The 25,903-nt window shown below is 60.8% G+C and carries 24 protein-coding genes; 15 read left to right on the top strand and 9 right to left on the bottom strand.

What is annotated here, in order from left to right:
- Positions 1-8 precede the first annotated feature (8 nt).
- Complete coding sequence (gene nudE / locus EDY99_RS19920) at positions 9-563, bottom strand: ADP compounds hydrolase NudE (RefSeq protein ID WP_123062012.1); 555 nt, start codon at positions 561-563, stop codon at positions 9-11.
- A 445-nt stretch (positions 564-1,008) separates the two neighbouring features.
- Between nudE and EDY99_RS19925 the strand changes: the two genes are divergently transcribed.
- From EDY99_RS19925 to EDY99_RS19955, 7 genes are all read left to right on the top strand, one after another.
- A complete protein-coding gene (locus EDY99_RS19925) occupies positions 1,009-3,141 on the top strand; it encodes an intracellular growth attenuator family protein (protein WP_123062013.1) in 2,133 nt (710 codons plus the stop codon).
- Between the two features lie 98 nt (positions 3,142-3,239).
- Positions 3,240-3,920 (top strand): GMP/IMP nucleotidase, encoded by a 681-nt coding sequence (yrfG, locus tag EDY99_RS19930; protein ID WP_025304546.1) that lies wholly within the window; start codon positions 3,240-3,242, stop codon positions 3,918-3,920.
- Positions 3,917-4,324, top strand: coding sequence for a ribosome-associated heat shock protein Hsp15 (hslR, locus tag EDY99_RS19935; RefSeq protein WP_123062014.1), 408 nt, complete (start codon positions 3,917-3,919; stop codon positions 4,322-4,324). Before yrfG ends, hslR begins: the two co-directional genes overlap by 4 nt.
- Before the next feature lie 25 nt (positions 4,325-4,349).
- Positions 4,350-5,228, top strand: a complete 879-nt coding sequence (gene hslO, locus EDY99_RS19940) for an Hsp33 family molecular chaperone HslO (RefSeq protein ID WP_123062015.1) — start codon at positions 4,350-4,352, stop codon at positions 5,226-5,228.
- Positions 5,229-5,422: 194 nt separating this feature from the next.
- Entirely contained in the window at positions 5,423-7,042 is a 1,620-nt protein-coding gene (pckA, locus tag EDY99_RS19945) for a phosphoenolpyruvate carboxykinase (ATP) (RefSeq protein WP_015379308.1), read from the top strand.
- Positions 7,043-7,168: 126 nt separating this feature from the next.
- Positions 7,169-7,432: a plasmid stability protein gene (locus EDY99_RS19950; protein WP_004930730.1), complete on the top strand. Its 264-nt coding sequence runs from the start codon at positions 7,169-7,171 to the stop codon at positions 7,430-7,432.
- Positions 7,429-7,908, top strand: a complete 480-nt coding sequence (locus EDY99_RS19955; protein WP_033645285.1) for a type II toxin-antitoxin system VapC family toxin — start codon at positions 7,429-7,431, stop codon at positions 7,906-7,908. The genes EDY99_RS19950 and EDY99_RS19955 overlap by 4 nt, the downstream gene beginning before the upstream one ends.
- A 32-nt stretch (positions 7,909-7,940) precedes the next feature.
- Here the strand turns inward: EDY99_RS19955 and envZ are convergent, their stop codons facing one another.
- From envZ to cbpA, 4 genes are all read right to left on the bottom strand, one after another.
- Entirely contained in the window at positions 7,941-9,311 is a 1,371-nt protein-coding gene (gene envZ, locus EDY99_RS19960) for a two-component system sensor histidine kinase EnvZ (RefSeq protein WP_033645286.1), read from the bottom strand.
- A complete protein-coding gene (gene ompR / locus EDY99_RS19965) occupies positions 9,308-10,027 on the bottom strand; it encodes a two-component system response regulator OmpR (protein WP_004709363.1) in 720 nt (239 codons plus the stop codon). Before ompR ends, envZ begins: the two co-directional genes overlap by 4 nt.
- A gap of 256 nt (positions 10,028-10,283) precedes the next feature.
- On the bottom strand, positions 10,284-10,589 hold the full coding sequence (locus EDY99_RS19970) for a chaperone modulator CbpM (RefSeq protein ID WP_004930739.1): 306 nt from the start codon (positions 10,587-10,589) through the stop codon (positions 10,284-10,286).
- Positions 10,590-10,594: 5 nt separating this feature from the next.
- Positions 10,595-11,557 carry a curved DNA-binding protein gene (gene cbpA, locus EDY99_RS19975; RefSeq protein WP_033645288.1) on the bottom strand — a complete coding sequence of 321 codons (963 nt, stop codon included), beginning with the start codon at positions 11,555-11,557 and terminating at the stop codon, positions 10,595-10,597.
- Positions 11,558-11,787: 230 nt separating this feature from the next.
- Here cbpA and greB point away from each other — a divergent pair, with 230 nt between their 5' ends.
- The 6 genes from greB (at position 11,788) to EDY99_RS20000 (ending at position 18,209) form a co-directional block, all read left to right on the top strand.
- Positions 11,788-12,261 carry a transcription elongation factor GreB gene (greB, locus tag EDY99_RS19980; RefSeq protein ID WP_033645289.1) on the top strand — a complete coding sequence of 158 codons (474 nt, stop codon included), beginning with the start codon at positions 11,788-11,790 and terminating at the stop codon, positions 12,259-12,261.
- A gap of 157 nt (positions 12,262-12,418) precedes the next feature.
- Positions 12,419-14,752 (top strand): Tex family protein, encoded by a 2,334-nt coding sequence (locus EDY99_RS19985; RefSeq protein ID WP_123062016.1) that lies wholly within the window; start codon positions 12,419-12,421, stop codon positions 14,750-14,752.
- Between the two features lie 304 nt (positions 14,753-15,056).
- Positions 15,057-15,353 (top strand): hypothetical protein, encoded by a 297-nt coding sequence (locus tag EDY99_RS24685; protein WP_142076148.1) that lies wholly within the window; start codon positions 15,057-15,059, stop codon positions 15,351-15,353.
- A gap of 4 nt (positions 15,354-15,357) precedes the next feature.
- Positions 15,358-15,582: a ferrous iron transporter A gene (gene feoA / locus EDY99_RS19990; RefSeq protein WP_033645291.1), complete on the top strand. Its 225-nt coding sequence runs from the start codon at positions 15,358-15,360 to the stop codon at positions 15,580-15,582.
- A 72-nt stretch (positions 15,583-15,654) separates the two neighbouring features.
- Positions 15,655-17,970 (top strand): Fe(2+) transporter permease subunit FeoB, encoded by a 2,316-nt coding sequence (gene feoB / locus EDY99_RS19995; RefSeq protein ID WP_123062017.1) that lies wholly within the window; start codon positions 15,655-15,657, stop codon positions 17,968-17,970.
- Positions 17,970-18,209, top strand: a complete 240-nt coding sequence (locus EDY99_RS20000) for a FeoC-like transcriptional regulator (protein WP_123062018.1) — start codon at positions 17,970-17,972, stop codon at positions 18,207-18,209. The genes feoB and EDY99_RS20000 overlap by 1 nt, the downstream gene beginning before the upstream one ends.
- Before the next feature lie 43 nt (positions 18,210-18,252).
- Here the strand turns inward: EDY99_RS20000 and EDY99_RS20005 are convergent, their stop codons facing one another.
- Entirely contained in the window at positions 18,253-18,537 is a 285-nt protein-coding gene (locus tag EDY99_RS20005; protein WP_004930765.1) for a YdgH/BhsA/McbA-like domain containing protein, read from the bottom strand.
- Between the two features lie 270 nt (positions 18,538-18,807).
- Positions 18,808-19,578, bottom strand: coding sequence for a pimeloyl-ACP methyl ester esterase BioH (gene bioH / locus EDY99_RS20010; protein ID WP_042785508.1), 771 nt, complete (start codon positions 19,576-19,578; stop codon positions 18,808-18,810).
- Between the two features lie 40 nt (positions 19,579-19,618).
- Here bioH and gntX point away from each other — a divergent pair, with 40 nt between their 5' ends.
- On the top strand, positions 19,619-20,302 hold the full coding sequence (gene gntX, locus EDY99_RS20015) for a DNA utilization protein GntX (protein WP_069100680.1): 684 nt from the start codon (positions 19,619-19,621) through the stop codon (positions 20,300-20,302).
- 58 nt (positions 20,303-20,360) lie between these two features.
- Complete coding sequence (gene nfuA, locus EDY99_RS20020) at positions 20,361-20,936, top strand: Fe-S biogenesis protein NfuA (protein ID WP_004930777.1); 576 nt, start codon at positions 20,361-20,363, stop codon at positions 20,934-20,936.
- Positions 20,937-21,120: 184 nt separating this feature from the next.
- Here nfuA and malQ read toward each other — a convergent pair whose 3' ends face one another.
- Together malQ and malP are read right to left on the bottom strand one after the other, a co-directional pair.
- Positions 21,121-23,214 (bottom strand): 4-alpha-glucanotransferase, encoded by a 2,094-nt coding sequence (malQ, locus tag EDY99_RS20025; protein WP_089195266.1) that lies wholly within the window; start codon positions 23,212-23,214, stop codon positions 21,121-21,123.
- Between the two features lie 9 nt (positions 23,215-23,223).
- Complete coding sequence (gene malP, locus EDY99_RS20030) at positions 23,224-25,629, bottom strand: maltodextrin phosphorylase (protein WP_096242658.1); 2,406 nt, start codon at positions 25,627-25,629, stop codon at positions 23,224-23,226.
- Positions 25,630-25,903: the final 274 nt, after the last annotated feature.

Raw genomic sequence — 25,903 nt, forward strand, 5'->3', positions numbered from 1 at the left:
GAAGCGTCTCAGCGCGAAGCGCGCAGAAACGCCTCGGAGAGGAACAGCGCGCTGACGTTGCGCGCCTCACGGAAATCCGGTTCCGCCAGCAGCGCCATCATGTTGGCGATCGGCCAGCGCACCTGCGGCAGGGGTTCCGGTTCGTCCCCCTCCAGGCTCTGCGGGTAGAGATCGTGCGCCAGCACGATATTCATTTTGCTGGAAAAGTAGGATGGCGCCATCGTCAGCTGGCTGAGGAAATCAAAGCGTCTGGCGCCGAATCCCACCTCTTCCATCAGCTCGCGGTTGGCCGCCTCCAGCACCCCCTCGCCGGGATCGATCAACCCTTTCGGGAAGCCGAGCTCATAGGATTCAGTGCCCACCGCATATTCGCGGATCAGCAGCAGGTCATCGCCAATCACCGGCACAATCATCACCGCTTCGCGATCCGAAGGCCGCATGCGCTCATACACCCGCCGCACACCGTTGCTGAATTCCAAATCGACCGACTCGACGTTGAACAAACGCGAACGCGCGACCGTTTCCACTTTCAGAATTTTAGGTTTTTGCAGGTGTTTATCCATGATTGCCTCAAAGAGGTTGCCCAGGCGCGGACAGGGCAACCGAAAAAATGATTGGCGTAACGCACGGCTCGTTGGCGCTCAAACGCTGACCAAATTCGATCTTGATCACATTGTGCGTTAAGGGCAAGCTCGGCCGCAACGCGCATGAACAGTAATTTACTTTCTTTTAACAAGCGTCGCCAGCCGCGGGCGATTTTCTGCACTGATTCAGCAAACAGCGCGCATGAAAATAGGATAATGCCGATATCGACAGCAGGGGCCGGTTGCTAGTATCACGCAGGCAAGAATCAGTGATAAAATGACCTTGCTTCATGAAGGAATGAGATCCAAAGCGAAAATCTGTTTGTTCCCTCATTAGTTCTGGGTGCCTCCTGGCGGTTTACTCCGTATAATATTCAGCTTTTCATCAGGTTGGCGAAATTCACGGGTGTGAGATGGGGATTGCATGAGCACAATAGTGTTGATATTGGCCTTAGTGCTTGTCTGCCTGATTGCCGCCGGCCTGTACCTGTGGTTCAAGGCCCGCCACCCGACGGCGCTGGCACGCACGCTGCCGTTTATCAAACCCGCCCACCGCAAGCTGACCGACGAAGAACGCGCGGCGGTCGAGTTCTACCTCAATCAACAAAACAAGCTGAGCAACAAACTGTTGCCCGGCGGCGCTACGCTGCCCGCAGCCAAACTGGCGCTCACCCCGCAAAGCGATAACGTTTATCCCGTGACGCACGCCATCACCCGTTACGGGCTGGCCAGCGACGATCCCAATAAATGGCGCTATTACCTCGATGCCGAAGAGGTACATCTGCCGCCATTTTGGGAACCCTACATCACCGCCGACAACCATGTGGAAGTGATCCGAACCCAGACGCTGCCGCTGGTGATTTCGCTCAACGGGCACTCGCTGAAAGATCATATCCACGACCGGCCGCAGCCGCCAGTCGTGACCGCCGCGCCGACCAAAAACGCCTCCATCCGCAAGGAAGAGAGCGAGCATGTCGAGCTGGTGAACATTCGCAAGGAAACGCCGGAAGAGCATGCGCTGAACCGGCCGAACGGCATCCGTGAAGCCGTCATCATCTCCGCCGCGCTGCTGCTGCTGTTCTTCAGCCTGATCAGCCCGGTGCTGGTGATCCCCTGGATGATTTTCGTGGCGGTGCTGATGATCGCCTGGGGAGGGTGGAATCTGTTCCGCCGCCCGGCGTCGCGCGAGTTGAAAGAGATCCACTGCCTGCGCGGCACGCCAAAGCGCTGGGGCCTGTTCGGCGAATCCGGCCAGGGGCAGATCAGCAATATTTCGCTCGGCATTATCGATCTGATCTATCCGCCGCACTGGCAACCGTACCTGACGCAGGATCTGGGCAAAACCACCGATGTGGACGTCTATCTCAACCGTCAGGTGGTGCGGCAGGGGCGCTTCCTGTCGCTGCATGACGAAGTGAAGAATTTCCCGTTGCAGCAGTGGGGCCGCAATGCGGTGCTGGTCGCCAGCTCGGCGCTGGTTCTGCTGCTGCTGCTGATCTATATCCCGCTCAACCTGCCGTTGACCCTCAGCATGGCCTGGCTGCAAGGCGCGCAAAAAGTGGAAGTGACCAGCGTACAGGCGCTGGAGGCCACGCCGCTGCGCATCGGCGACACGCTGAAAGTGCGCGGCAGCGGCATGTGCTATGTCCCGCCGCCGGCCAACGGCGGCGGCGCCGTCAATTTTGCGCCGTTCGACTGCTCCGGCATCTATTGGAACACCGCCGCCCCGCTGCCGCAGCCGGAATCGGAAGTCATAGACAAAGCGACAGCCCTGCTGGCGACGGTCAGCGGTCAGCTGCATCCGAGCGGCGCCGATCAGAAGGTCAACCCGCAGCTGGCCAGCGCCATCGAGAAATCCGGCATGATCCTGCTGGACGATTTCTCCGATATCGTGCTGAAAACGCAGGATCTGTGCCAGACGGAAAACGACTGCGTACGGCTGAAAAACGCGCTGGTTAACCTGGGCAACGCGAAAAACTGGAGCAGCCTGGTGAAACGCGCCAAATCCGGCGCGCTGCAAGGCGTCAACGTCCTGCTTCGTCCGGTCAGCGCCGAATCGCTGGAAAGCCTGACCAAAGTGGCCACCTCGTCGTTCATCTTCAATGAGACGCGACTGGCCGCCGCTGCGCTTAACAGCCCGCCGCCAGGTGGTTTCCTGATCCGCAGCGACGAAGGCCGCCAGTGGGTCAGTCACCCCCAGCCGCAGACGCCGCAAAGCGAATACAACGCGCTCGACCAGTGGAATGAGCTGCAGCGCCAGTCCAACCTGCTGCTGCATACCCCATTCCAGGCGCAGGGCGTGATCACCAGCCTCAGCGTTGACGCCAACGGCACTCGCCACGTGGCGTTGCACAGCGAACCGGACATGATCACCCTGTGGCGCTATCTCGGCACCAGCCTGTTGTTGCTGGCCGTAGTGGTCAGCCTGGGTTATAACGCCTGGCGGCTGGTGCAGCGTCGGCGCATCAATCAGCACCGCGTCGCCGATATCCAGCGTTACTACGACAGCTGCTTCAACCCGCAGCTCAATCCGATGTCGATGCGGCCGATGGCCTGAACCTGACGCCGGGGCTTCGGCCCTGTCATCCGCTTATGCTACGCTAACGCTATTATTCTCATCTGCGGACTGCCCGTCGGTCCGCCCGTGGAGTTTTTATGGTTCCCGAGTTTGATTGGCCGCAGATCGATACCGTGCTGCTGGATATGGACGGCACCTTGCTGGATCTGGAGTTCGACAGCCACTTTTGGCTCAGCCTGGTGCCGCAGGCGCTGAGCGAAAGGCGCGCCATTCCGTTCGACGAAGCCCGCCACATCATCGAGCGGGAATATCAGGCGGTGCAGCACACCATGAACTGGTATTGCTTCGATTACTGGAGCGAGCGGCTGGATCTGGACATTTACCGCATGACCAGCGAAGTGGGCAGCCGCGCCCGGCTGCGCGAAGACACCGAGCCGTTTTTACGGGCGCTGCGCGACGCCGGTCTGCAAACCATTTTGCTGACCAACGCCCATCCGCACAGCCTGGCGGTGAAAATCGAGCATACCGGCCTCGATCGGCACCTTGATTTATTGTTTTCCACCCACACATTTGGTTATCCGAAAGAAGATCAGCGTCTGTGGCAGGCGGTGCAACAGCACACCGGATTCAATCCGCAGCGCACGCTGTTCGTCGACGACGGCGAGCCGATCCTCGACGCGGCGCGCACTTTCGGCATTCGTTACTGCCTGGGCGTGCAAAACCCGGACTCCAGTACGGCGGAGAAAAGCTTCCAGCGCCATCCGTCGATGCGTGACTACCGCCTGCTGATACCGGCGCTGGCCAAGGGGGAAGCATGAAGGAAAAAGCGACGCACGACGACGCGGTACGGCTGGATAAGTGGCTCTGGGCCGCTCGCTTCTATAAGACCCGTGCGCTGGCGCGCGAAATGATCGACGGCGGCAAGGTGCATTACAACGGCCAGCGCGGCAAGCCGAGCAAGATTGTCGAACTCAACGCCGAGCTCAAGCTGCGGCAAGGCAACGAAGAACGTACGGTGATCGTGCTGGCGCTGACCAGCCAACGCCGCGGCGCCGGCGAGGCGCAGCAAATGTATCAGGAAACCGAAGCCAGCATCGCCAACCGCGAAAAGATGGCGCTGGCGCGCAAGATGAACGCGTTGACCATGCCGCATCCGGACCGTCGTCCGGACAAAAAGGAGCGGCGAGACCTGATGAAATTTAAATTTGGTGAGCCGGAATAACCCCTCACCGCAATGAGAGAAGATTATGTCCAACCATGACCAATTGCACCGTTACCTGTTTGAAAACTACGCGGTGCGCGGCGAGCTGGTTACCGTCAGCGAAACCTATCAGCAGATCCTGAACAACCACGACTACCCGGCGCCGGTGCAAAAACTGCTGGGCGAGCTGCTGGTCGCCACCAGTCTGCTGACCGCAACCCTGAAGTTCGACGGCGACATCACCGTTCAGCTGCAAGGCGACGGCCCGCTGAAGCTGGCGGTGATCAATGGCAACAACTGCCAGGAGATGCGCGGCGTTGCGCGCACCCAGGCGCCTATCGCCGACGACAGCACCCTGCATCAGATGATCGGCAACGGCGTCATGGTCATCACCATTTCCCCAACGGAAGGCGAACGCTATCAGGGCGTGGTCGGTCTGGAAGGGGAAACGCTGGCCGAATGCCTGGAAGCCTACTTCCGCCAGTCTGAACAGTTGCCGACCCGCCTGTTCATCCGCACCGGCGAAGCGGAAGGCAATGCCGCGGCGGCCGGCATGCTGCTGCAGGTGCTGCCGGCGCAAGACGGCAACCTCGATGATTTCGATCACCTGGTGCAACTGACCAACACGGTCAAAAGCGAAGAGCTGTTCGGCCTGCCGGCCAACGAGGTGCTGTACCGTCTGTATCATCAGGAAGAAGTCACCCTGTATGAACCGCAGGACGTGCAATTCCGTTGTACCTGTTCACGCCAGCGTTGCGCCGACGCGCTGCTGACGCTGCCGACCGACGAAGTGGCGGACATGCTGGAGCAGGACGGCAATATCGACATGCACTGCGACTACTGCGGCAGCCACTATGTCTTTGACCCGGTTGATGTTGCCGCGTTGTATGCGGGCAACGCCGGCGAAAGCGATCGGTTGCACTAAGTCACACCCTCTCGGCGGGCGCGCCCGGCGCCCGCCAAGCCCCGCCGTTTGCACGTTTGCTTTTTTCCGTGTGCTATCTCTCAGATCGTAACGAAATACCGCCTAAAACGTTAAATATTTGATACCCATCGCGGTTACGCACCGTTAGATCCCTACAATTGCCGCCAGAAATTCTGTGACCAAGGAGTAGTAACATGCGCGTTAAAGGTATAACCCCTCAGGATCTGGCCGCTTACGGCATTCACGACGTCAGCGAAATCGTTCACAACCCGAGCTATGAACTGCTGTTTAAGGAAGAAACAGACCCATCTCTGGAAGGTTTTGAGCGTGGGGTAGTCACCAAGCTGGGTGCCGTCTCCGTCGATACCGGCATCTTCACCGGCCGTTCGCCGAAAGACAAATACATCGTCCGTGACGACATCACCCGCGATACCGTGTGGTGGGCCGATCAGGGCAAAGGCAAAAACGACAACAAACCTCTCAGCCCGGAAGTCTGGGCCGATCTGAAACACCTGGTCACCGAGCAACTGTCCGGCAAGCGCCTGTTCGTGGTGGATACCTTCTGCGGCGCCAACGCCGACTCGCGCCTGAAAGTGCGTTTCATCACCGAGGTGGCCTGGCAGGCGCACTTCGTGAAAAACATGTTCATCCGCCCGAGCGACGAAGAGCTGGCAGACTTCGAGCCGGACTTCGTGGTGATGAACGGCGCCAAATGCACCAACCCGAACTGGCAGCAGCAAGGCCTGAACTCGGAGAACTTCGTCGCCTTCAACCTGACCGAGCGCATGCAGCTGATCGGCGGCACCTGGTATGGCGGCGAAATGAAGAAAGGCATGTTCTCGATGATGAACTACCTGCTGCCGCTGAAAGGCATCGCCTCGATGCACTGCTCGGCCAACGTGGGCGAGAAAGGCGACGTGGCGGTGTTCTTCGGCCTGTCCGGCACCGGCAAGACCACCCTCTCCACCGATCCTAAGCGTCAGCTGATCGGCGATGACGAGCACGGCTGGGACGACGACGGCGTGTTCAACTTCGAAGGCGGTTGCTACGCCAAGACCATCAAGCTGTCTGAAGAAGCCGAGCCGGACATCTACCACGCCATCAAACGCGATGCGCTGCTGGAAAACGTCACCGTGTTGGCCGACGGCAGCATCGACTTCAACGACGGTTCGAAAACCGAGAATACCCGCGTTTCTTACCCGATCTACCATATCCAGAACATCGTCAAGCCGGTGTCCAAGGCGGGTCACGCCACCAAGGTGATCTTCCTGACCGCCGACGCCTTCGGCGTGCTGCCGCCGGTATCGCGCCTGACCGCCAACCAGACTCAGTACCACTTCCTGTCCGGCTTCACCGCCAAGCTGGCCGGCACCGAGCGCGGCGTGACCGAGCCGACGCCAACCTTCTCCGCCTGCTTCGGCGCCGCATTCCTGTCGCTGCACCCGACGCAGTACGCCGAAGTGCTGGTGAAACGCATGCAGGCCGCCGGCGCCCAGGCTTACCTGGTCAACACCGGCTGGAACGGCACCGGCAAACGCATCTCGATCAAAGATACGCGCGGCATCATCGACGCCATCCTGAGCGGTGAAATCGACAAGGCGGAAACCGTTACCCTGCCTATCTTCGATCTGGCGATGCCGACCGCGCTGCCTGGCGTGAACCCGGAGATCCTCGATCCACGCAACACCTACGCCAGCCTCGAGCAGTGGCAGGAAAAAGCGCAGGATCTGGCCGAGCGCTTCATCACCAACTTCGACAAATACACCGACACGCCTGCGGGCGCCGCGCTGGTCAGCGCCGGCCCGAAGCTGTAATTCGGTAGCGTTACCTCTTCAGCTAAGGCGCGGATCCCGCGCCTTTTTTTATTTCAATTGATTGCTTTTTAACCGGCAAGACGAGAAAATAAGTCAATGCAATCATTGATAGCAAAGGAGGTTTCAATGGCTACTATCACCGTCAGAAATCTGGACGACGAAATCAAAGAGCTGCTGCGTATCTCAGCGGCGAAAAACGGCCATTCCATGGAAGAGGAAGCGCGCATGATCCTGAAACAGGCGCTGGTGAAAAAGCCGCCGCGCTATGGATTGGGTACCTGGATGCATCAGCACTTCGCCGAATTCGGCGGCGTTGAGCTGGAGATCCCACCGCGTGACGCCGTGCCGCCACGCATCGTCACCTTTGATGATGAAGATGACAACGCATGATCATTATCGACACCGACGTCATTTCAGAAACGCTGCGTCCCAGCCCGTACTACAACGTCATTAACTGGTTAAATGAAAAGGACAATGACGAGCTCTATCTCAGCGCCATCGTCCTCGCCGAACTGTTCAGCGGCGTGGCCTGCATGCCTGACGGCAAACGCCAGCGGGATCTCAAGCTGAAATTGGCGGACGCCATTGAATTGAAGTTCGAGGGGCAGATATTGCCGTTTGATGGGCTGTGCGCGATGCAATACGCGGAATTGACGGCAAGGAATCGGCTGTTGGGTAAAGCGATGAGCGTGCCCGATACCCAAATCGCCGCCACCTGCCTGCATTACGGCGCCGCGCTGGCCACCCGCAATACCAAAGACTTCCTCCACTGCGGCATCGAATTAATCGATCCGTGGCAGGCGCCGACCGGCCGCCGGTTGCATGAGGATGCGGCGGAATACTACGTGATGAGCAGAAAGTCCTGACGGGGCCGCAGCGGCGCGGCCCACATCAGAGGTCAGGCGGTTTCCCTGGCCGTTTGATGGCCGTTGGTCGACTCTTTTTTCTCCATCGGCAACGGAATATAAGCGCGGATCAATAGCCCGCCGCGCTCGCTGGTGCCGATATCCAGTTCGCCATCATGCGCGTCGATAATACGCTGCACGATCGCCAGCCCCAGGCCGGTGCCGCTGGTGCTGCGCGCGCTGTCACCGCGTACGAACGGCTGCAGCAGGTGCTTCAACTCGTCCGGCTTGATGCCCGGGCCGTCATCTTCCACCTGGAACCAGCCGCGCTGCAGCTCACGGCCGCTGCTGACCTTGATCCAGCCGTTGCCGTAACGCGCCGCGTTCACCACCATATTCACCGCCGCCCGTTTAATCGACAGCGGATGCACGTTCATCATCAGCTCGCCCGGCGACAGCGCGGTTTCAATCACCCGCTCATAGCCGCTCTCGGCCGCGACCACTTCGCCTAAAATGGCGTTCAGATCGCTGCTTTCAGTCGGCATTTCCTGCCCGGTGCGCAGATAATCGATGAACTGCTCGATGATGGCGTTGCACTCTTCGATGTCTTTATTGATCGACTCGGCCAGATAGCCGTCTTCGGCGCTCATCATCTCCGTCGCCAGGCGGATGCGCGTCAACGGCGTGCGCAGGTCGTGGCTGACTCCGGCCATCAGCAAAGTGCGGTCATCCGCCAGCTGTTTGACGCCCGACGCCATCTGATTGAATGCGCGAGTCACCGACCGCACTTCGGAAGCGCCATACTCGCGCAGCGGCGGCGGAATAATGCCCTTGCCCACCTGCAGCGCCGCATGTTCCAGCTCCACCAGCGGGCGGTTTTGAATACGAATAAACAGCCAGGCGCCGCCGATCGCGAGCAGCATAATCGCCAGCGTATAGCGGAACAGCGGCGAGAAATCGCCCTGGTGGATTTCCGTCAGCGGCACGCGCACCCAGATATCGGGCTGCAGCCAGGTTTTCAGCCACACCACCGGGGAGTTCTTGTTCACCTCCACCCGCACATCGGTCGGCCCGCCGAGCTGCTGCGCCATCTGCTGGCTGAGGAACTGGTAGTGCTGCGCCCAGCGCAGGCCGCTCTCCTCCGCCGCCGAGTTGGTGTAGAGAGAGATGCCCAGCTCGCGGTAGATCTCACGGCGGAACGCCGGCGGCACCTCCAGCAGCGTGCCATCCTCCAGCTGTAGCCGATCGGTCATCAGCATACGCACTTCGTAGGCCAATACCTTGTTGAACTGCTGCAGGCTGGGCAGGATGGCGAAGTTCAGCACCACCAGATAGGTCGTCACCAGGCTGACGAACAGCAAGGTGACGATCAACAACAGGGTTCGGGCAAACGAGCTACGCGGTGAAAAGCGCAATCGCCTCATGCCTTACTGCCGTCCGGGACGAAGACGTAGCCGAGACCCCACACGGTCTGGATATAACGCGGATGCGCCGGATCTTCTTCAACCATACGGCGCAGACGAGAGATCTGCACGTCGATGGAGCGTTCCATGGCGCTGTATTCGCGGCCACGCGCCAGGTTCATCAGCTTATCGCGCGACAGCGGTTCACGCGGGTGGCTGACCAGCGCCTTCAGTACCGCGAACTCGCCGCTGGTCAACGGCATCGGCTCGTCTTCGCGGAACATCTCGCGGGTGCCGAGGTTCAGTTTGAATTTGCCGAAAGCGATCACCGCTTCTTCCTGCGAAGGCGCGCCCGGCAGTTCGTTCGCCTGACGGCGCAGCACCGCGCGGATACGAGCCAACAGCTCACGCGGGTTGAACGGTTTAGGAATGTAGTCGTCGGCGCCGATTTCCAGGCCCACGATGCGATCGACCTCTTCGCCTTTCGCGGTGACCATAATGATCGGCATCGGGTTGCTCTGGCTGCGCAGGCGGCGGCAGATGGACAGGCCGTCTTCGCCCGGCAACATCAGATCGAGCACCATCAAATGGAAGGATTCACGAGTCAGCAAGCGATCCATTTGCTCAGCGTTGGCAACGCTGCGAACCTGGAAGCCCTGCTCGGTTAAATAACGTTCTAAAAGCGCGCGCAGGCGCATGTCATCATCGACAACCAGGATCTTATGATTCTCTTGCATGGTATTACTCCCAAAGGCTTTATTGCCTGACTCGAATATTGTTAGAAAACCTTGCCATTTGAGACAGCGTTTAATGGTATGTATTCTAGACGAAATTGTTACAAAGCTTATTCTTTTCCCCATTTATCAACAATTTTCAGTGAATGTCGACGGGGGTTCGTCAAAATTTCGCCCTTTATCGGCGCAATGTGGGGCGACGGCCCAATTTTGTGCAATTTCGCCACCGGGAAGCGCCCGGTGGCGTTCAGCCGTCGGGTCAGGAAGTTTGCAGGAAACGCGCCAGCTGCCTGCGCAGCTGCCGGTTCTCTTGCTGTAGCGCATCAACCCGGTCGAGCAGCGTCAGCGCCATGGCGATCCCCGGCCAGTCCAGATCCAGCTCCGCCCGCAGCCTGCGTGCGCGCTGCAGATGGCTCAGCGCCGGATAATCAAACTCCCAGCGCGGCTGCGCCGGCTCCAGCGGCACGATAACGCCCAGGCCGACGATCTCGACCAGCTCGTCCTCTGAAATCTCCACCCTCTGACACAATTCCACCACGGTGAAAGTGATCTCTTTTTTCATCATCTGCTTTACTCCCATTCCGCGCGCGGGTTGAACGCCGCCTGTTCAGCCAGTTCCCGCCACAGGGCGCTGGCCTTCTCGTTCGGCTTCGGCGGCATCACCACCTTGAGAATAACGTACAGGTCACCGGGCTCTTTCTTGCCCGCCAGCCCTTTGCCTTTGACCCGCAGCCGTTTGCCGCTCTGGCTGCCGGCCGGCACGGTCAGCGCGATTTTGCCGGTCAGCGTCGGCACCTCAATGCTGGCGCCGAGCGCCGCCTCCCACGGAGCGAGCGGCGCCACGATGCTCAGGTTGTGGCCGTCTATCTCAAACAGCGGGTGCGGCGCGAGGCGGATAACCAGATACAGGTCGCCGTTCTGGCCGCCGCCCACGCCGGCAACGCCCTGCCCCTTGAGGCGAATGCGCTCGCCGTCGCCCACGCCGGCCGGAATTTTCACGTTCAGCGTCTTGCTGGCTTCGCTTACCTGCCGCCCCAGTTCGTCGTACACCGGCAGCTTGTAGGAAATCTCGCGGCTTTGACCATGCAGCGTTTCCTCGAGGAACAGCGGCACCTCCATCTCCAGATCCTGGCCGCGGAAGCCATGCCCGCCGTGCGAGTGCGAAGCGGAACGGTGCCCGCCCGCCGCCCGCCCGCCGAACATGCTCTCGAAGAAGTCGGAGAAGTCTTGCGCGTCGGCGCCGCCGCCGTGCCATGAGGCGCTCTGCTGATAGCCGCCGTGATCGCCGCGCGCCTGGCGGCCAAAGTTCGGATCGTTGCGATGCAGCCGGATCTGATCGTACTCGGCGCGGCGCTCGTCGTCCTTCAGTACCTCATAGGCTTCGGCCAGTTCCTTGAACTTGCTCTCGGCGTCGTCTTCGGTGCTCACGTCAGGGTGATATTTACGCGCCAGCCGGCGGTAGGCCGTTTTGATGGTTTTCAGATCGGCGTTGGGCTCAACGCCCATCGTGGCGTAGTAATCTTTAAATTCCATGCGGTAATACCTTCAATGTGTTGGGTTGTGCGCCAAAATTCCTTGTCTCTCTCGCCAGATATCCTCCTTTCGTCACATTCTTTTTCCGCTATCGCTAAGCATACTCCCGATTGTTAAAAGCTGCGCAAACTGAATAAAAACCGTGCGACAAGGCGCAGGCCCGCGCGCCATTTTTAAAGCCCTCCGCATTCACGTACACTGTGGCGGTGGCCCCATAAAGATAAATCACGATGAGAACTCAACTGATAACCCGTGAAGGGTATGACAAGCTCAAACAAGAGCTGGATTACCTCTGGCGCGAAGAACGCCCCGAGGTGACCAAGAAAGTGACCTGGGCCGCCAGCCTGGGCGACAGAAGCGAAAACGCCGATTACCAATACAACAAGAAGCGGCTGCGCGAGATCGATCGCCGCGTCCGCTATCTGACCAAATGCCTGGAGCAGTTGAAGATCGTCGATTACTCCCCGCAGCAGGAAGGCAAAGTGTTCTTCGGGGCCTGGGTGGAGGTGGAGAATGACGACGGCGAGATCAAACGTTTTCGCATCGTCGGCTACGATGAGATTTTCGGCCGCAAGGATTACATCTCCATCGATGCGCCGATGGCGCGCGCCCTGCTGAAAAAAGAGGTCGGGGACGTCGCCACCGTCAATACCCCGCTGGGCGAGGCGCAGTGGTACGTTAACGAGATAAACTACCCGAAGTAAGCTTTCAGCTTTTTCCTAACCGCCGCCAACGCCGCCGCCCGAGCTGTTCTCCACGCCGCGGCCGCGCGGCGGCGGCCCGCTCCGCTGGCATTTTCCGCGATCAATCCGTATAACTGTCCCCTGTTTATTCACCGTTCTCAATACAGATACCAGACCTATGAATGACCCACTGAGCCGCATTATTGCAACAGAACTGCAGGCCCGGCCGGAGCAAGTCGACTCCGCCATCCGTCTGCTGGATGAAGGTAATACCGTGCCCTTTATTGCACGCTATCGTAAGGAAGTCACCGGGGGCCTGGACGACACCCAACTGCGCCAGCTGGAAACCCGCCTGGGTTATCTGCGTGAACTGGAAGATCGTCGTCAGACCATCCTGAAGTCGATCGATGAACAGGGCAAACTGACCGAACAACTGGCGGGGGCGATCAACGCCACGCTGAGCAAGACCGAACTCGAAGATCTCTACCTGCCGTACAAACCCAAGCGCCGCACCCGTGGCCAGATCGCCATCGAAGCCGGTCTGGAACCGCTGGCGGACACGCTGTGGCAGGATCCGCAACAGCAGCCGGAACAGCTGGCTGAACGCTACGTCGACGCCGACAAGGGCGTGGCGGACGTGAAAGCCGCCCTCGACGGCGCGCGCTATATCCTGATGGAGCGCTTCGCCGAAGATGCCTCGCTGCTGGCCAAGGTGCGCGACTATCTGTGGAAAAACGCCCATCTGGTCTCCAAAGTGGTCGAGGGCAAGGAAGACGAAGGCGCCAAGTTCCGCGACTACTTCGATCACCACGAACCGATTTCCCAGGTGCCTTCGCACCGCGCGCTGGCGATGTTCCGCGGCCGCAACGAAGGTGTGCTGCAGCTGGCGCTGAACGCCGATCCGCAGTTTGAGGAAGCGCCGCGCGAAAGCCAGGCGGAGCTGATCATCATCAATCACCTCAATCTGCGCCTGAACAACGCTCCGGCCGACGCCTGGCGCAAGGCGGTGGTCAACTGGACCTGGCGCATCAAGGTGCTGCTGCACCTGGAAACCGAACTGATGGGCACGGTGCGCGAACGCGCGGAGGATGAAGCGATCAACGTCTTCGCCCGCAACATGCATGATCTGTTGATGGCCGCGCCGGCCGGCATGCGAGCCACCATGGGCCTCGATCCGGGCCTGCGCACCGGGGTGAAAGTCGCCGTGGTCGACGCAACCGGCAAACTGGTGGCCACCGACACCGTCTATCCGCACACCGGGCAAGCGGCCAAAGCCGCCGCCATCGTCGCGGCGCTGTGCATCAAACACAACGTGGAGCTGGTGGCGATCGGCAACGGCACCGCTTCACGTGAAACCGAGCGGTTCTATCTCGACCTGCAAAAGCAGTTCAGCGACGTCCGGGCGCAAAAAGTGATCGTCAGCGAAGCGGGCGCGTCGGTGTACTCCGCGTCCGAACTGGCGGCGCAGGAGTTCCCGGATCTCGACGTGTCGCTGCGCGGCGCGGTGTCCATCGCCCGTCGTCTGCAGGATCCGCTGGCGGAGCTGGTGAAGATCGACCCGAAATCCATCGGCGTCGGCCAGTATCAGCACGACGTCAGCCAGAGCCAGCTGGCGAAAAAGCTGGACTCGGTGGTGGAAGACTGCGTGAACGCCGTCGGCGTCGATCTGAACACCGCTTCGGTGCCGTTGCTGACCCGCGTGGCCGGCCTGACGCGCATGATGGCGCAGAACATCGTCAACTGGCGCGACGAGAACGGCCGCTTCAGCAACCGCGAACAGCTGCTGAAGGTCAGCCGCCTGGGGCCGAAAGCCTTCGAACAGTGCGCCGGCTTCCTGCGCATCAACCACGGCGACAACCCGCTGGACGCCTCCACCGTTCACCCGGAAGCCTACCCGGTGGTGCAGCGCATTCTGGCCGCCACCGAGCAGGCGCTGCAGGATCTGATGGGCAATGCTTCGGCGGTGCGCAGCCTGAAAGCGGTCGATTTCACCGACGACAAGTTCGGCGTGCCGACGGTCACCGATATCCTGAAAGAGCTGGAGAAGCCGGGCCGCGATCCGCGTCCGGAATTCAAAACCGCGACCTTTGCCGAAGGCGTGGAAACCCTCAACGATCTGCAGGTAGGCATGATCCTGGAAGGGTCGGTCACTAACGTCACCAACTTCGGCGCCTTCGTGGATATCGGCGTGCATCAGGACGGTCTGGTGCACATCTCCTCGCTGGCGGACAAGTTCGTCGAAGATCCGCACACCGTGGTGAAGGCCGGCGACATCGTCAAAGTGAAGGTGATGGAAGTCGATCTGCAGCGGAAACGCATCGCGCTGAGCATGCGCCTGGATGAGCAACCGGGCGAAGGTTCACCGCGCCGCGGCGGCAACGCGCCTGCACAGGCGCGCGACAACGCCAACCGTTCGGCAGGCGGCAACAAGGCCAAACCGCGCAATGCGACGCCGGCCGGCAACAGCGCCATGGGCGACGCGCTGGCAGCGGCGTTCGGCAAGAAACGCTAAGCCAGAGCCAACAGGGCGGAGCCTGCTCCGCCCTTTCTGATGAATAAAACTTGCGGCATTTTTGACCCGCCTCAATAAACCATCATCTTTTTATTTCCCGTTCCTGCGTGACCGCCCTCCCATTATTCAGGCAACAAAAATGCCTCCTGCAGCCATTTATTAACAACTTCGTTAACACGCATTTTTCATCTCGCGAATTGTGAGAGAAACACAAATGGTTACCGCTCGCATTACGGCGGAATAATGTTATCGAATTGCCTTTCAGCGGAAATAAATAAAGGGAAAAAGCCATCGATATTTGCAAATGAGAAAACTCGGCTACAAATACGTAACTGATTTAACTCACCATTCTCATTTGTCGCCGCGTATAAGCGGTGGTAAAACGGGGATTATCAAGGGGGCCAGCCAAAAAGCGGCCGCCGCCAAAATAATTGGTTACAATACCCTTACTTTTTGCATTGAATGCGATAATGATAATTACTATTATTTTCGCTCACTTTATTGCATGACCTTATGGATGAATACCGCCGACGGCGTGGCATTTTCGCCGGCAACGTCCAATTATCATCAGCCCGATGCTCATCGGCACCCGGAAGGTTAATGACATGCAGCTTCAACCTAAACGCACATATAAGATTGTCGGCTTTTCCAGCGAGATTGCGCCGGCCTACCGCCAAAAATTGTTATCGCTCGGCATGCTGCCCGGCTCTTCGTTCGACGTGGTGCGCGTCGCGCCGCTGGGCGACCCGATAGAAATTAAAACCCGCCGCGTCAGCCTGGTGCTGCGCAGGAAGGATTTGGCGCTGCTGCAGCTCGACGGCCAGCCCTGAGCCGGCGCGCCCTCCGTTTGCCGGTGCGCCTTTGCGCCGGCGCTGTTCTCCTTGAAGACGACACGCAGAACTATGAAAAAACTCACCATCGGCTTAATCGGCAACCCGAACTCCGGCAAAACCACGCTGTTCAACCAACTGACCGGCGCGCGCCAGCGGGTCGGCAACTGGGCGGGCGTGACGGTCGAACGCAAGGAAGGCCATTTCACCACCCCGCAGTCCGACGTGCGGCTGGTCGATTTGCCCGGCACCTACTCCCTGACCACCATTTCGGAGCAGACGTCGCTCGATGAGCAGATCGCCTGCCACTACATTTTGAGCGGCGACGCCGATCTGCTGATCAACGTGGTGGATGCCTCCAACCTGGAACGCAACCTCTACCTGACGCTGCAGCTGCTGGAGCTGGGCATTCCCTGCATCGTGGCGCTCAACATGCTCGACATCGCCAAAAGCCAGCATATCGATATCGACGTCGCCGCGCTGTCGGCGCGCCTCGGTTGCCCGGTAGTGCCGATGGTCTCCACCCGCGCCGACGGCATCGGCGTGCTGAAACAAATGATCGACAATCATCGCATCAACGAACAGCAGGCGCTGGTGAACTACCCGCCGCTGCTGCTGAAAGAGGTCGCCACGCTGAGCGACGCCATGCCGCAAACGCTGCCGGCGGCGCAGCGCCGCTGGCTGGCGTTGCAGATGCTGGAGGGCGACATCTACAGCCACCGTCTGGCCGGCCCCGCCGTGGCGCGGCTGCCAGCGGCCATTCAGGCGCTGCAACAGCAGCAGCAGGAGGACCCGGCGCTGGTGATCGCCGACGCACGCTACCAGTCCATCGCCGCCCTGTGCGACGCGGTCAGCAACTCGCAGCAGGCGATGCCCAACCGCCTGACCGACATGCTGGATAAAGTGATCCTCAACCGCTGGCTGGGCGTACCGATCTTCCTGCTGGTGATGTACCTGATGTTCCTGCTGGCGATCAATATCGGCGGCGCGCTGCAGCCGATCTTCGATATCGGCTCGGCGGCGATCTTCATTCAGGGCATTCAGTGGCTCGGTTACACCCTGCACTTCCCCGACTGGCTGACCGTCTTCCTGGCGCAGGGCGTCGGCGGCGGCATCAACACCGTGCTACCGCTGGTGCCGCAGATCGGCATGATGTACCTGTTCCTGTCGTTCCTGGAAGACTCCGGCTACATGGCGCGCGCGGCGTTCGTGATGGATCGCCTGATGCAGGCGCTCGGGCTGCCGGGCAAATCCTTCGTGCCGCTGATCGTCGGCTTCGGCTGTAACGTGCCGTCCATCATGGGCACCCGTACGCTGGACGCCCAGCGCGAGCGCCTGATCACCATCATGATGGCGCCGTTCATGTCCTGCGGCGCCCGTCTGGCGATCTTCGCGGTGTTCGCCGCCGCCTTCTTCGGCCAGGACGGCGCTGGGGTGGTGTTCTCGCTGTATATGCTCGGCATCGCGGTGGCGATCCTGACCGGCCTGGTGCTGAAATACACCCTCATGCGCGGCGAAGCCTCGCCGTTCGTGATGGAGCTGCCGGTTTACCACGTGCCGCACCTGAAAAGCCTGCTGCTGCAAACCTGGCAGCGGCTGAAAGGCTTCGTGTTGCGCGCCGGCAAGGTGATCGTGGTCGCCAGCATGTTCATCGGCGGCCTGAACAGCTTCTCGTTCAGCGGCAAGACGGTCGACAACATCAACGACTCCGCGCTGGCCTCGGTCTCCAAGGTGCTGACGCCGCTGCTGCAGCCGATGGGCGTCCACAGCGATAACTGGCAGGCCACCGTCGGGCTGGTGACCGGCGCGATGGCGAAAGAAGTGGTGGTCGGCACGCTGAACACGCTGTATACCGCCGAGCACATCAACAAAGAGGCGTTCGACGCCGCCAACTTCAACTTGCTCGATGAACTGGGCGGGGCGCTGCAGGAAACCTGGGACGGGCTGAAAAACACCTTCAGCCTGAGCGTGCTCTCCAACCCGATCGAAGCCAGCAAGGGCGACGGCGAGATGGGCGTCGGCTCGATGGGCGTGATGAGCAGCAAATTCGGCTCCGGCATTTCCGCCTACAGCTACCTGATCTTCGTGTTGCTGTACGTGCCTTGCGTCTCGGTGATGGGCGCCATCGCCCGTGAATCGAGCCGCGGCTGGATGACCTTCTCAATCCTGTGGGGGCTGAACGTCGCCTACTCGCTGGCGACGCTGTTCTATCAGGCGGCCACCTTCAACCAACATCCGCAGTACAGCCTGACGGCGATCCTGGCGGTGGTGCTGGTAAACCTGCTGGTGCTGTTTGGCCTGCGCCGGGCGCGCAGCCGCGTCACGGTTCGCCTGGGCAACACCACGCCGGCGGCCTGCTGTCAGGGCGCCAAAGGGAGCTGCCACTGATGGCCGGGCTGCTGCAGGTGCGCGATGCGTTGGCGCTGCGCGGCAGCGCCCAGGCGCTGCAGCTCAGCCAATCGCTGGCGACGCCGCTGCCGCTGGTGCAGGCGATGCTGGACCGTTTGACGGCGATGGGGAAAGTGGAACGCATCGAACAGGATGACGGCGCCTGTCTGAGCGGCGGCTGCAAAAGCTGCCCGCAGGGCCAGGGGTGCAGCACGGTGTTCTACCGACTGAAGGCCTGACGTTCAGGGGCGCCGCTGCGGGCGCCCCTTTGCCGTTCAAGGCTTATTGCTTGTCTTTGTAAACTTCGGCGATGGCGCTGAATTTACCGTGTTCGCGGCCCGCCAGGATCACGTAGTATTGACCGCCCTTTTCGTCCGCCAGTTTGGACAGCTCTTCCTTGGCATCCATCGGCGACGTGGTTTCCGCCGTGGTGGTCACGGTGCCGATCTTCTCGTATTTACCCGGATTCTTATCCAGATCTTCCTTGGTCAGCAGGGTTGCCGCCATGGAGCCGAAAGACACCGAACCCAGCACTGCCGCTGCAATAATCATCTTCAATGATTTCATGACACTAACCTCTCAATGGATAATTTATCTGTTATGAAAGCCGTCCAGGATCCATGCGTAGTACTGCAGGCTGCCGCGACATCCTCAGGCCTCGTTGCTTTCCCTGACGGGGCCTGTTTCCCAGAGACGAAACGCCAAAATGAAAATCGCCGCACGCGGTCTTTTCATTTTGCAGCCAACGCATTGACTCACTAAGTATTGAACAGCTTTGTCTTTTATCCACCCGGCAGCGTTTTTTTTCGCGCTCTATCGTGCGTTTTCACGCTGCATTCAATGTGCTGCAATAAACGCTTCGATCATCGTCACAAATTCATCGGGATGAGAGATAAACGGCGCATGGGCGGCTTTAGCCACGATCTGCGACGTGGAGTTCGGCCAGGCGGCGTCGAGCAGCTCGGCGACCTTGCGCGGCACCAGCCCGTCCAGATAGCCGTAGATCCGCAGCAGCGGCAGATTCAACTCCGCCAGCGGCGCGCGCAGATCGGCGGTGCGCAGGATCTCCAACCCGCCGTTCAACACTTCGACGCTCGGCGTCGGTTGGTTGAGCACCACCGCTTTCAGCTGGCGCGCATCCTGACGCGCGCTCTCGGTGCCCAGCGTCTGCAGCGCCAGAAAACGCTCGACGGTGCGCTGGAAATCCAGGCTTAGCTGGTGCTGGAAACCGCTCAGCACGTCCGGACGGATCCCCGGCCACTCATCGCGGGCGGCAAAGCACGGCGAGGAGGCCACGGTGATAAGCCCGCTGACCCGCTGCGGCTGCATCAGCGCCGCCTGGCTGGCCACCAGCCCGCCGAGCGACCAGCCGAGCCACCAGGCCTGCGGCGGGGCAGCCGCCAGCACGATTTCCGTCATCTGCGCCAGCGACAGGGCGCCGAACCCCTGGCTGCGGCCGTACCCCGGCAGATCGACCAGGTGCAGGCGAAAATGCGGCGTCAGCCGCGCCTGAATGCAACTCCACACTTCGGCGTTCAATCCCCAGCCGTGCAGCAGCACAAGATCGCGTTCACCTTCACCTATTGTTTGCCAGTACAGCGCTGTCATTGGTTATTGTCCTTTCATGCTTACCCGTCTCGGAGACACTATGCTATCAATCCGCAGCCGCTGTTGGCTATGCCGACAGCCATTGAGCCTGATGCGTCATGGCCTCTGCAGCTGCTGCCTGCGTCACCTGCCGGCCAGACCGCCGTGTTGCCCGCGCTGCGGGCTGCCCGCCGGGGAGACGCGCACGCCCTGCGGCCGCTGCCTGCAACGGCCACCGCCCTGGCAACGGCTGGTGTTCGTCGGCGACTACGTGACGCCGCTCAGCGGCTTGGTAAAAAGGTTCAAGTTCCACCGCGCGCCCGAGCTGGCGCCGGCGCTGGCGCGCCTGATGCTGTTGCGCTGGCAGCAGGCGCGCAGAGAGCAGTATCTGAACAGACCCGACCTGATTTTGGCGGTACCCTTGCATGCAACACGCTGCTGGCGCCGTGGCTATAACCAGAGCGATCTGCTGGCCCGGCCGCTGGCGCGCTGGCTGGGCTGCGCCTACCGGCCCGCCGCCTTGCGCCGGGTGCGCAAAACCGCTCTGCAACAGCGGCTGAGCGCCTCTGCCCGCAGACGCAATCTGCAGCGCGCGTTCGCCTGTACCGTGCCGGTCGCCGGCCGGCATATCGCCCTGGTGGATGACGTGGTGACCACCGGCAGCACCGTCTCGGAGATCGCGGCGCTGCTGCGGCGGCAAGGCGCCGCCTCGGTGCAGATATGGTGCGTTTGCCGCACGTTGTAGTGCCACGGCAATGGGCGTATTATAACCGACTATAGAAGTCAACTATTGAGCTAATGCTATGATCCGTATAACAGATGCTGCACAGGAACACTTTGCCAAACTGCTGGCAAATCAAGAAGAAGGCACCCAAATCCGCGTATTCGTGATCAACCCGGGCACGCCGACGGCCGAATGCGGTGTCTCTTATTGCCCGCCGGACGCGGTAGAAGCGACGGATACCGAACTGAAGTTCGACAAACTGTCCGCCTATGTCGATGAACTGAGCGCGCCGTATCTGGAAGACGCCGAAATCGACTTCGTGACCGACCAGCTGGGTTCTCAGCTGACGCTGAAGGCGCCGAACGCCAAGATGCGCAAGGTCGATGACGACGCGCCGCTGATGGAACGCGTGGAATACGTGCTGCAGTCGCAGATCAACCCACAGCTGGCGGGCCACGGCGGCCGCGTAACGCTGATGGAGATCACCGACGACAACATGGCTATTCTGCAGTTCGGCGGCGGTTGCAACGGCTGTTCGATGGTCGACGTCACGCTGAAAGAAGGCATCGAGAAAGAGCTGCTGCAGAAGTTCCCGGAGCTGAAGGGCGTGCGTGATTTGACCGAGCACCAGCGCGGCGAGCACTCCTACTACTGATACCCTTCTTACTTGAAGTTGCAGCGTTGTTGGCCGCATGCGCGCACCCCAGTCACTTACTTAAGTAAGCTCCTGGGGTTTTACGCACTTGCCGCCTAGCTGCAACGCCAATTAATTCGGGTATCCGTCATTTGGATGGGACTAAAGTTCTCATCCTTTGACCTAATACAACGACACCTCATCGTCACCCCACCGACACCTTGCGTCGGCGCTTGTCCAAATCCTTCAGCAGCCGGTTTATCCGCGGGTCGGCGAACATCTCCTCCAACGTCCGGGTCAGCTTGCGCCGCCAGTTAGGGTACTGATCGCTGGTGCCGGGGATGTTGACCGGATCGGCCATGTCCAGCCAGTCTTCCGGCTGCAGGCCAAGCAAGGCGCTGGCGCTGTCGGCGACATAACGCTGCAGGCCGCGGTTGAGCAGCGGGCTCATGCCGAGCAGCGCCGCCTTCTTGCCCACCTTCTGCGGCACGCAGCCATAACGATGCAATCCATCCAGCAGCCCCTGCTTGGCGCGTTCTCGATCGGCGAACAGCGCCCGCAGGATTTCCGCGTCCGGGTAGAGACCCAACCGGTTGCCGAGCGTCAGATCGTCGCTTTGCCAGTAGCCGCGCAGCGTCGGCAGATCGTGGGTGGTGATGGTCGCCATCGCCTGCACCGGATAGGCCTGCGGCGCGCGGAAATGGTGTTCGCCGTCGCTTTCGAAATAGAGCACTTTGTAGGAATAGACGCCGCTGTCGCGCAGCTTGCCGACGATTTCCACCGGCACCGTACCGAGATCCTCGCCGATCACCATGCAGCGATGGCGCTGGCTTTCCAGCGCCAGCACCGCCAGCAGATCGTCCACCGGATATTTGACGTAGGCGCCGCGATCGGCGGTTTCGCCATACGGGATCCACCACAGCCGCAGCAGCGCCATGACGTGATCGATACGCAGCGCGCCGCAGCTGGTCATGTTGGCGCGCAAAAGATCAATGAACGGCTGATACCCGCGCGCCGCCATCACGTGCGGATCCATCGGCGGCAGGCCCCAGTTTTGCCCCAGCGGGCCCAGAATATCCGGCGGCGCCCCGACCGACGCTTTCAGGCAGTACAGCTCGCGGTCACACCAGGTTTCCGCCCCGCCTTCCGCCACCCCGACCGCCAGATCGCGATACAGGCCGATCGGCATCTGCTGCTGCCTGCTCTGGTCAAAACACTGCGCGAACTGGGTGGCCGCGAGCCACTGCAGCCACAGGTAAAAACGAACCGTTTCCTGGTGTTCAGTGCAGAACTGCCGCACCGCTTCGCTATCCCCCTGCCGATAACGTTCGGGCCAGGCCGGCCAGCCCCACTGGCTGATGTCATCCGCCGCCAAATGGGCATGCAGCGCGTCGAAGGCCGCCTGCCGGTACAGGCTGTCGCCGCCGTCCGTCACGAATTGCTCGAACGCCTGACGCTGCGCGTCGTTTGGCTTGCGCGCCTGAAATACCGGAAACGCCAGCTTCAGCGCCGCCAGTTTCAACTGCATCACGGCGGTGTAATCCACCCACTCCGCAGCGCGCGCTTTGGCGAGCTGTTTCTGCGTCGCCGGCTTCTGCCACCAGCGCTGCGCCGCGTCGCTGCGCTGGAAATCCTCCACCGCGTTGACGTCGATATACGCCAGGTTCAGCCAGCGGCGCGACGAGGGGCTGTATGGGCTGGCGCTCTCCGGGTTGGCGGGGTACAGCGCATGGATCGGGTTGAGGCCGACGAAAGCGCCGCCGCGTTCCCCCACCTCTTCCACCATCAGGCGCAGATCGCCGAAATCGCCGATGCCCCAGTTGCGATCGGAGCGCAGCGTGTACAGCTGAACGCAGGCGCCCCACAGCTTTTTGCCGGTCAACAAGGCGTCCGGCTCGAAGCAGCGCCTCGGCGCGACGATCACTCGGCATGACCACTGCCGTGCGCCCTGGCTCAACGTCAATTGGTGGTAACCCGCCGGCAGCTCGCCGGGCAGCGTCAGGGTCTTGCGCGCGCCGACGCGCCCCTGCAGGCATTCGCCGTCTTCACGCTGCAGCGCCCACAGGTATTCGCCTTCGCCCGTCGGCGTCAGCGCCAACGGCGCGCCCTGATAGAACACCTTGACCGCCGGTAACGGCGGCGGCGCGGTATCCTGCACCGCATCATCGGCCCACTTCATGGCCGCCAGCAGCTTGCGCTTGGTCTGCGGCTCAATCGCCTGCCGTTTGCCGTGAGCATTGATGAAATCGGCAGCGATCCCCGCCTGCGCTGCCGCCTGATCGATACGCTTGCGATCCATTCGCTCTCCTTAACGTTTGGCTTGCCAGATGCGCTGCTGGTAATCGCGGATCGAGCGATCCGAGCTGAACATGCCGACGCGCGCGGTGTTAAGGATAGTCCGCCGCGTCCACTCGTCCCGATCGCGATACAGCTCATCGACCCGGCGCTGCGCCTGGCAGTACGAGGCAAAGTCCGCCAGCACCAGATAGGGATCGCCGCCTTCCAGCAGGCTGTGCAGCATCATGTCGAACGCGTGCTTGTCGCCATGGCTGAAAGCGCCGCTCGCCAGTTCATCCAAAATCGCCTTCAGGTGCTTGTCCTTCTTGCGGTAGCTGAGCGGATCGTAGCCCTTCGCCACTATCGCCTTCACCTGCTCCACGGTATTGCCGAAGATAAAGATGTTGTCTTCGCCCACCTGCTCGGCGATTTCGACGTTGGCGCCGTCCAGCGTGCCGACCGTCAGCGCGCCGTTCAGCGCCAGTTTCATGTTGCCGGTGCCGGAGGCCTCTTTGCCGGCGGTGGAGATCTGCTCGGAGATATCCGCCGCCGGGATCATCAGTTCGGCCACCGACACGCGGTAGTCCGGGATGAACGCCACTTTCAGGCGATCTTTCACCAACGGATCGTTATTGATTTTCTCGGCTGCCTGATTGATGGCGTAGATGATGTTCTTCGCCAGGTAGTAGCCCGGCGCCGCCTTGGCGCCGAACAGGAAGACGCGCGGCACGATGTCCAGGTTCGGGTTGTCGCGCAGCTGGCGATACAGCGACAGGATGTGCAGCAGGTTCAGGTGCTGGCGTTTGTACTCGTGCAGGCGTTTGATCTGCACGTCGAAGATCGCGTCCGGATCGAGCGTCAGCCCCATCACACCGTGCACGTAATGAGCCAGCGCCACCTTGTTGTCGCGTTTGATCTGCTGATAACGCTGGCGGAACGCCGCGTCGTCGGCGAATTTCTCCAGCCCGCGCAGCGCGTCGAGATCGCCCGCCCACTCCACCTTCAGCGTCTCGTCGATCAGGCCTGACAGCGCCGGGTTGCACTGTTTCAGCCAGCGGCGCGGCGTGATGCCGTTGGTGACGTTATGGAATTTGTTCGGCCACAGCTGGTGATATTCAGGGAACAGATCCTTCACCACCAGATCCGAATGCAGCTGCGCCACGCCGTTAACCGCAAAGCCGCTGACCACGCACAGGTTGGCCATGCGCACCTGCTTGTCGTGGTGCACCGCCAGCTTGGCCCACACCGCCTCGTCGCCCGGCCAGTGCTTATCCACCAATTTTTTAAACCTGGCGTTGATCTGTTTGATGATGGAGAAATGGCGCGGCAGCAGGCTGCGCACCAATTTTTCATCCCAGCGCTCCAGCGCTTCCGGCATCAAAGTGTGGTTGGTGTAGGCGAAGGTGTTGCTGGTGATCGCCCAGGCCGCCTCCCACTCCAGCTGATGCTCGTCCAGCAGAATGCGCAGCATTTCCGGAATGGCGATGGTCGGGTGGGTGTCGTTCAGTTGGATCACTTCATACTTCGGCAGTTCTTCAATCTTGCGGCCGGCCTGATGGTGCTTGCGCAAAATGTCCGCCACCGAGCAGGCGCACTGGAAATACTGCTGCATCAGGCGCAGGCGTTTGCCGGCCTGATGGTTGTCGTTCGGGTAAAGCACCTTGGTCAGCTTATCGGCTTCTACGCCCTGCTTCTCAGCCTGCAGGAATTTGCCGTCGTTGAAATCGCCCAGGTTGAACGGATGCTGATGGGTCGCCTGCCACAGACGCAGCGGCTGCGCCACGCCGTTGCGATACCCCAGCACCGGCAGATCCCAGGCTTCGCCGCGCAGGGTGAAGGCCGGGCGCCACAGTTCGCGGCCGTCGGCCTGCTTCTCCAGCTTGCCGCCGATGCCCACGTCCACCGCCAACGCGGCGTTGTGGCGGAACCACGGATAGCTCTCGCGTTGCCAGTTATCCGGCGCCTCTTGCTGTTGCCCACCCTGGAACGACTGGCGGAACAGCCCGTACTGGTAGTTCAGCCCATAGCCGGTGGCCGGTTGTTCCACCGTCGCCATCGAGTCGAGGAAGCAGGCCGCCAAACGCCCCAGCCCGCCGTTGCCCAACGCCGGATCGGTTTCCTGCTCGAGCAGATCCGCCAGCTTGACGTTCTGCTCGGCCAGCGCCTGCTCGACGGTGTCGTACCAGCCCAGGTTGATCAGGTTGTTCGCCGTCAACCGGCCAATCAAAAACTCCATCGAGATGTAGTTCACGTGACGCAGCGGTTTGGCGCTTTTGCGCGGCGCCGGCTGTGCGGCCAACTGCTCGGCCAGCGCCGCACTGACGGCTTCCCACCATTGATGTTGCGTCATTTGCTGCGCGGAACTGAGGCCGAACCGTTGCCACTGACGGGCGAGCGCCGCCAGAAAAGCATCCTTCTTGAGCGTAGGCTGTGACATAAGGAAAACTCTCTATCCAGTAAGTGGGTCAAATTGCCGCTATCGTGCCGGTGAGAAAGCCTGACGGCATCATCCCGCCTGGGGATTAGCTGGGGAGGAGGATTGGGGCGTAGCTGGAATTGTGATCTCAGGCACTTTTTGACTCCCTTGCAACGATGCAAAAAAGCCCGCCAACGCGTGCGGCGAGCACTGAGAACGTTAACCATGACGTTAGCACAAGTATTCGCGCTGCTGAAGTTTTGTCCATGGCCGGAAATGCGATCCGCAACCGCAT

Source organism: Serratia sp. LS-1 (genome assembly GCF_003719595.1).
GTDB lineage: Bacteria > Pseudomonadota > Gammaproteobacteria > Enterobacterales > Enterobacteriaceae > Serratia > Serratia ureilytica.

Excerpts from the sequence above, each read along its gene's own strand:
- hslO (WP_123062015.1), top strand. The coding sequence starts at position 4,350 with ATGTCCAACCATGACCAATTGCACCGTTACCTGTTTGAAAACTACGCG.
- ompR (WP_004709363.1), bottom strand. The coding sequence starts at position 10,027 with ATGCAAGAGAATCATAAGATCCTGGTTGTCGATGATGACATGCGCCTG.
- EDY99_RS19985 (WP_123062016.1), top strand. The coding sequence starts at position 12,419 with ATGAATGACCCACTGAGCCGCATTATTGCAACAGAACTGCAGGCCCGG.
- malQ (WP_089195266.1), bottom strand. The coding sequence starts at position 23,214 with ATGGATCGCAAGCGTATCGATCAGGCGGCAGCGCAGGCGGGGATCGCT.
- feoA (WP_033645291.1), top strand. The coding sequence starts at position 15,358 with ATGCAGCTTCAACCTAAACGCACATATAAGATTGTCGGCTTTTCCAGC.
- bioH (WP_042785508.1), bottom strand. The coding sequence starts at position 19,578 with ATGACAGCGCTGTACTGGCAAACAATAGGTGAAGGTGAACGCGATCTT.
- nudE (WP_123062012.1), bottom strand. The coding sequence starts at position 563 with ATGGATAAACACCTGCAAAAACCTAAAATTCTGAAAGTGGAAACGGTC.
- gntX (WP_069100680.1), top strand. The coding sequence starts at position 19,619 with ATGCTATCAATCCGCAGCCGCTGTTGGCTATGCCGACAGCCATTGAGC.
- cbpA (WP_033645288.1), bottom strand. The coding sequence starts at position 11,557 with ATGGAATTTAAAGATTACTACGCCACGATGGGCGTTGAGCCCAACGCC.
- EDY99_RS19970 (WP_004930739.1), bottom strand. The coding sequence starts at position 10,589 with ATGATGAAAAAAGAGATCACTTTCACCGTGGTGGAATTGTGTCAGAGG.
- envZ (WP_033645286.1), bottom strand. The coding sequence starts at position 9,311 with ATGAGGCGATTGCGCTTTTCACCGCGTAGCTCGTTTGCCCGAACCCTG.
- EDY99_RS20000 (WP_123062018.1), top strand. The coding sequence starts at position 17,970 with ATGGCCGGGCTGCTGCAGGTGCGCGATGCGTTGGCGCTGCGCGGCAGC.
- malP (WP_096242658.1), bottom strand. The coding sequence starts at position 25,629 with ATGTCACAGCCTACGCTCAAGAAGGATGCTTTTCTGGCGGCGCTCGCC.
- EDY99_RS19925 (WP_123062013.1), top strand. The coding sequence starts at position 1,009 with ATGAGCACAATAGTGTTGATATTGGCCTTAGTGCTTGTCTGCCTGATT.
- EDY99_RS20005 (WP_004930765.1), bottom strand. The coding sequence starts at position 18,537 with ATGAAATCATTGAAGATGATTATTGCAGCGGCAGTGCTGGGTTCGGTG.
- EDY99_RS24685 (WP_142076148.1), top strand. The coding sequence starts at position 15,057 with ATGAGAAAACTCGGCTACAAATACGTAACTGATTTAACTCACCATTCT.
- EDY99_RS19955 (WP_033645285.1), top strand. The coding sequence starts at position 7,429 with ATGATCATTATCGACACCGACGTCATTTCAGAAACGCTGCGTCCCAGC.
- greB (WP_033645289.1), top strand. The coding sequence starts at position 11,788 with ATGAGAACTCAACTGATAACCCGTGAAGGGTATGACAAGCTCAAACAA.
- yrfG (WP_025304546.1), top strand. The coding sequence starts at position 3,240 with ATGGTTCCCGAGTTTGATTGGCCGCAGATCGATACCGTGCTGCTGGAT.
- pckA (WP_015379308.1), top strand. The coding sequence starts at position 5,423 with ATGCGCGTTAAAGGTATAACCCCTCAGGATCTGGCCGCTTACGGCATT.
- feoB (WP_123062017.1), top strand. The coding sequence starts at position 15,655 with ATGAAAAAACTCACCATCGGCTTAATCGGCAACCCGAACTCCGGCAAA.
- EDY99_RS19950 (WP_004930730.1), top strand. The coding sequence starts at position 7,169 with ATGGCTACTATCACCGTCAGAAATCTGGACGACGAAATCAAAGAGCTG.
- hslR (WP_123062014.1), top strand. The coding sequence starts at position 3,917 with ATGAAGGAAAAAGCGACGCACGACGACGCGGTACGGCTGGATAAGTGG.
- nfuA (WP_004930777.1), top strand. The coding sequence starts at position 20,361 with ATGATCCGTATAACAGATGCTGCACAGGAACACTTTGCCAAACTGCTG.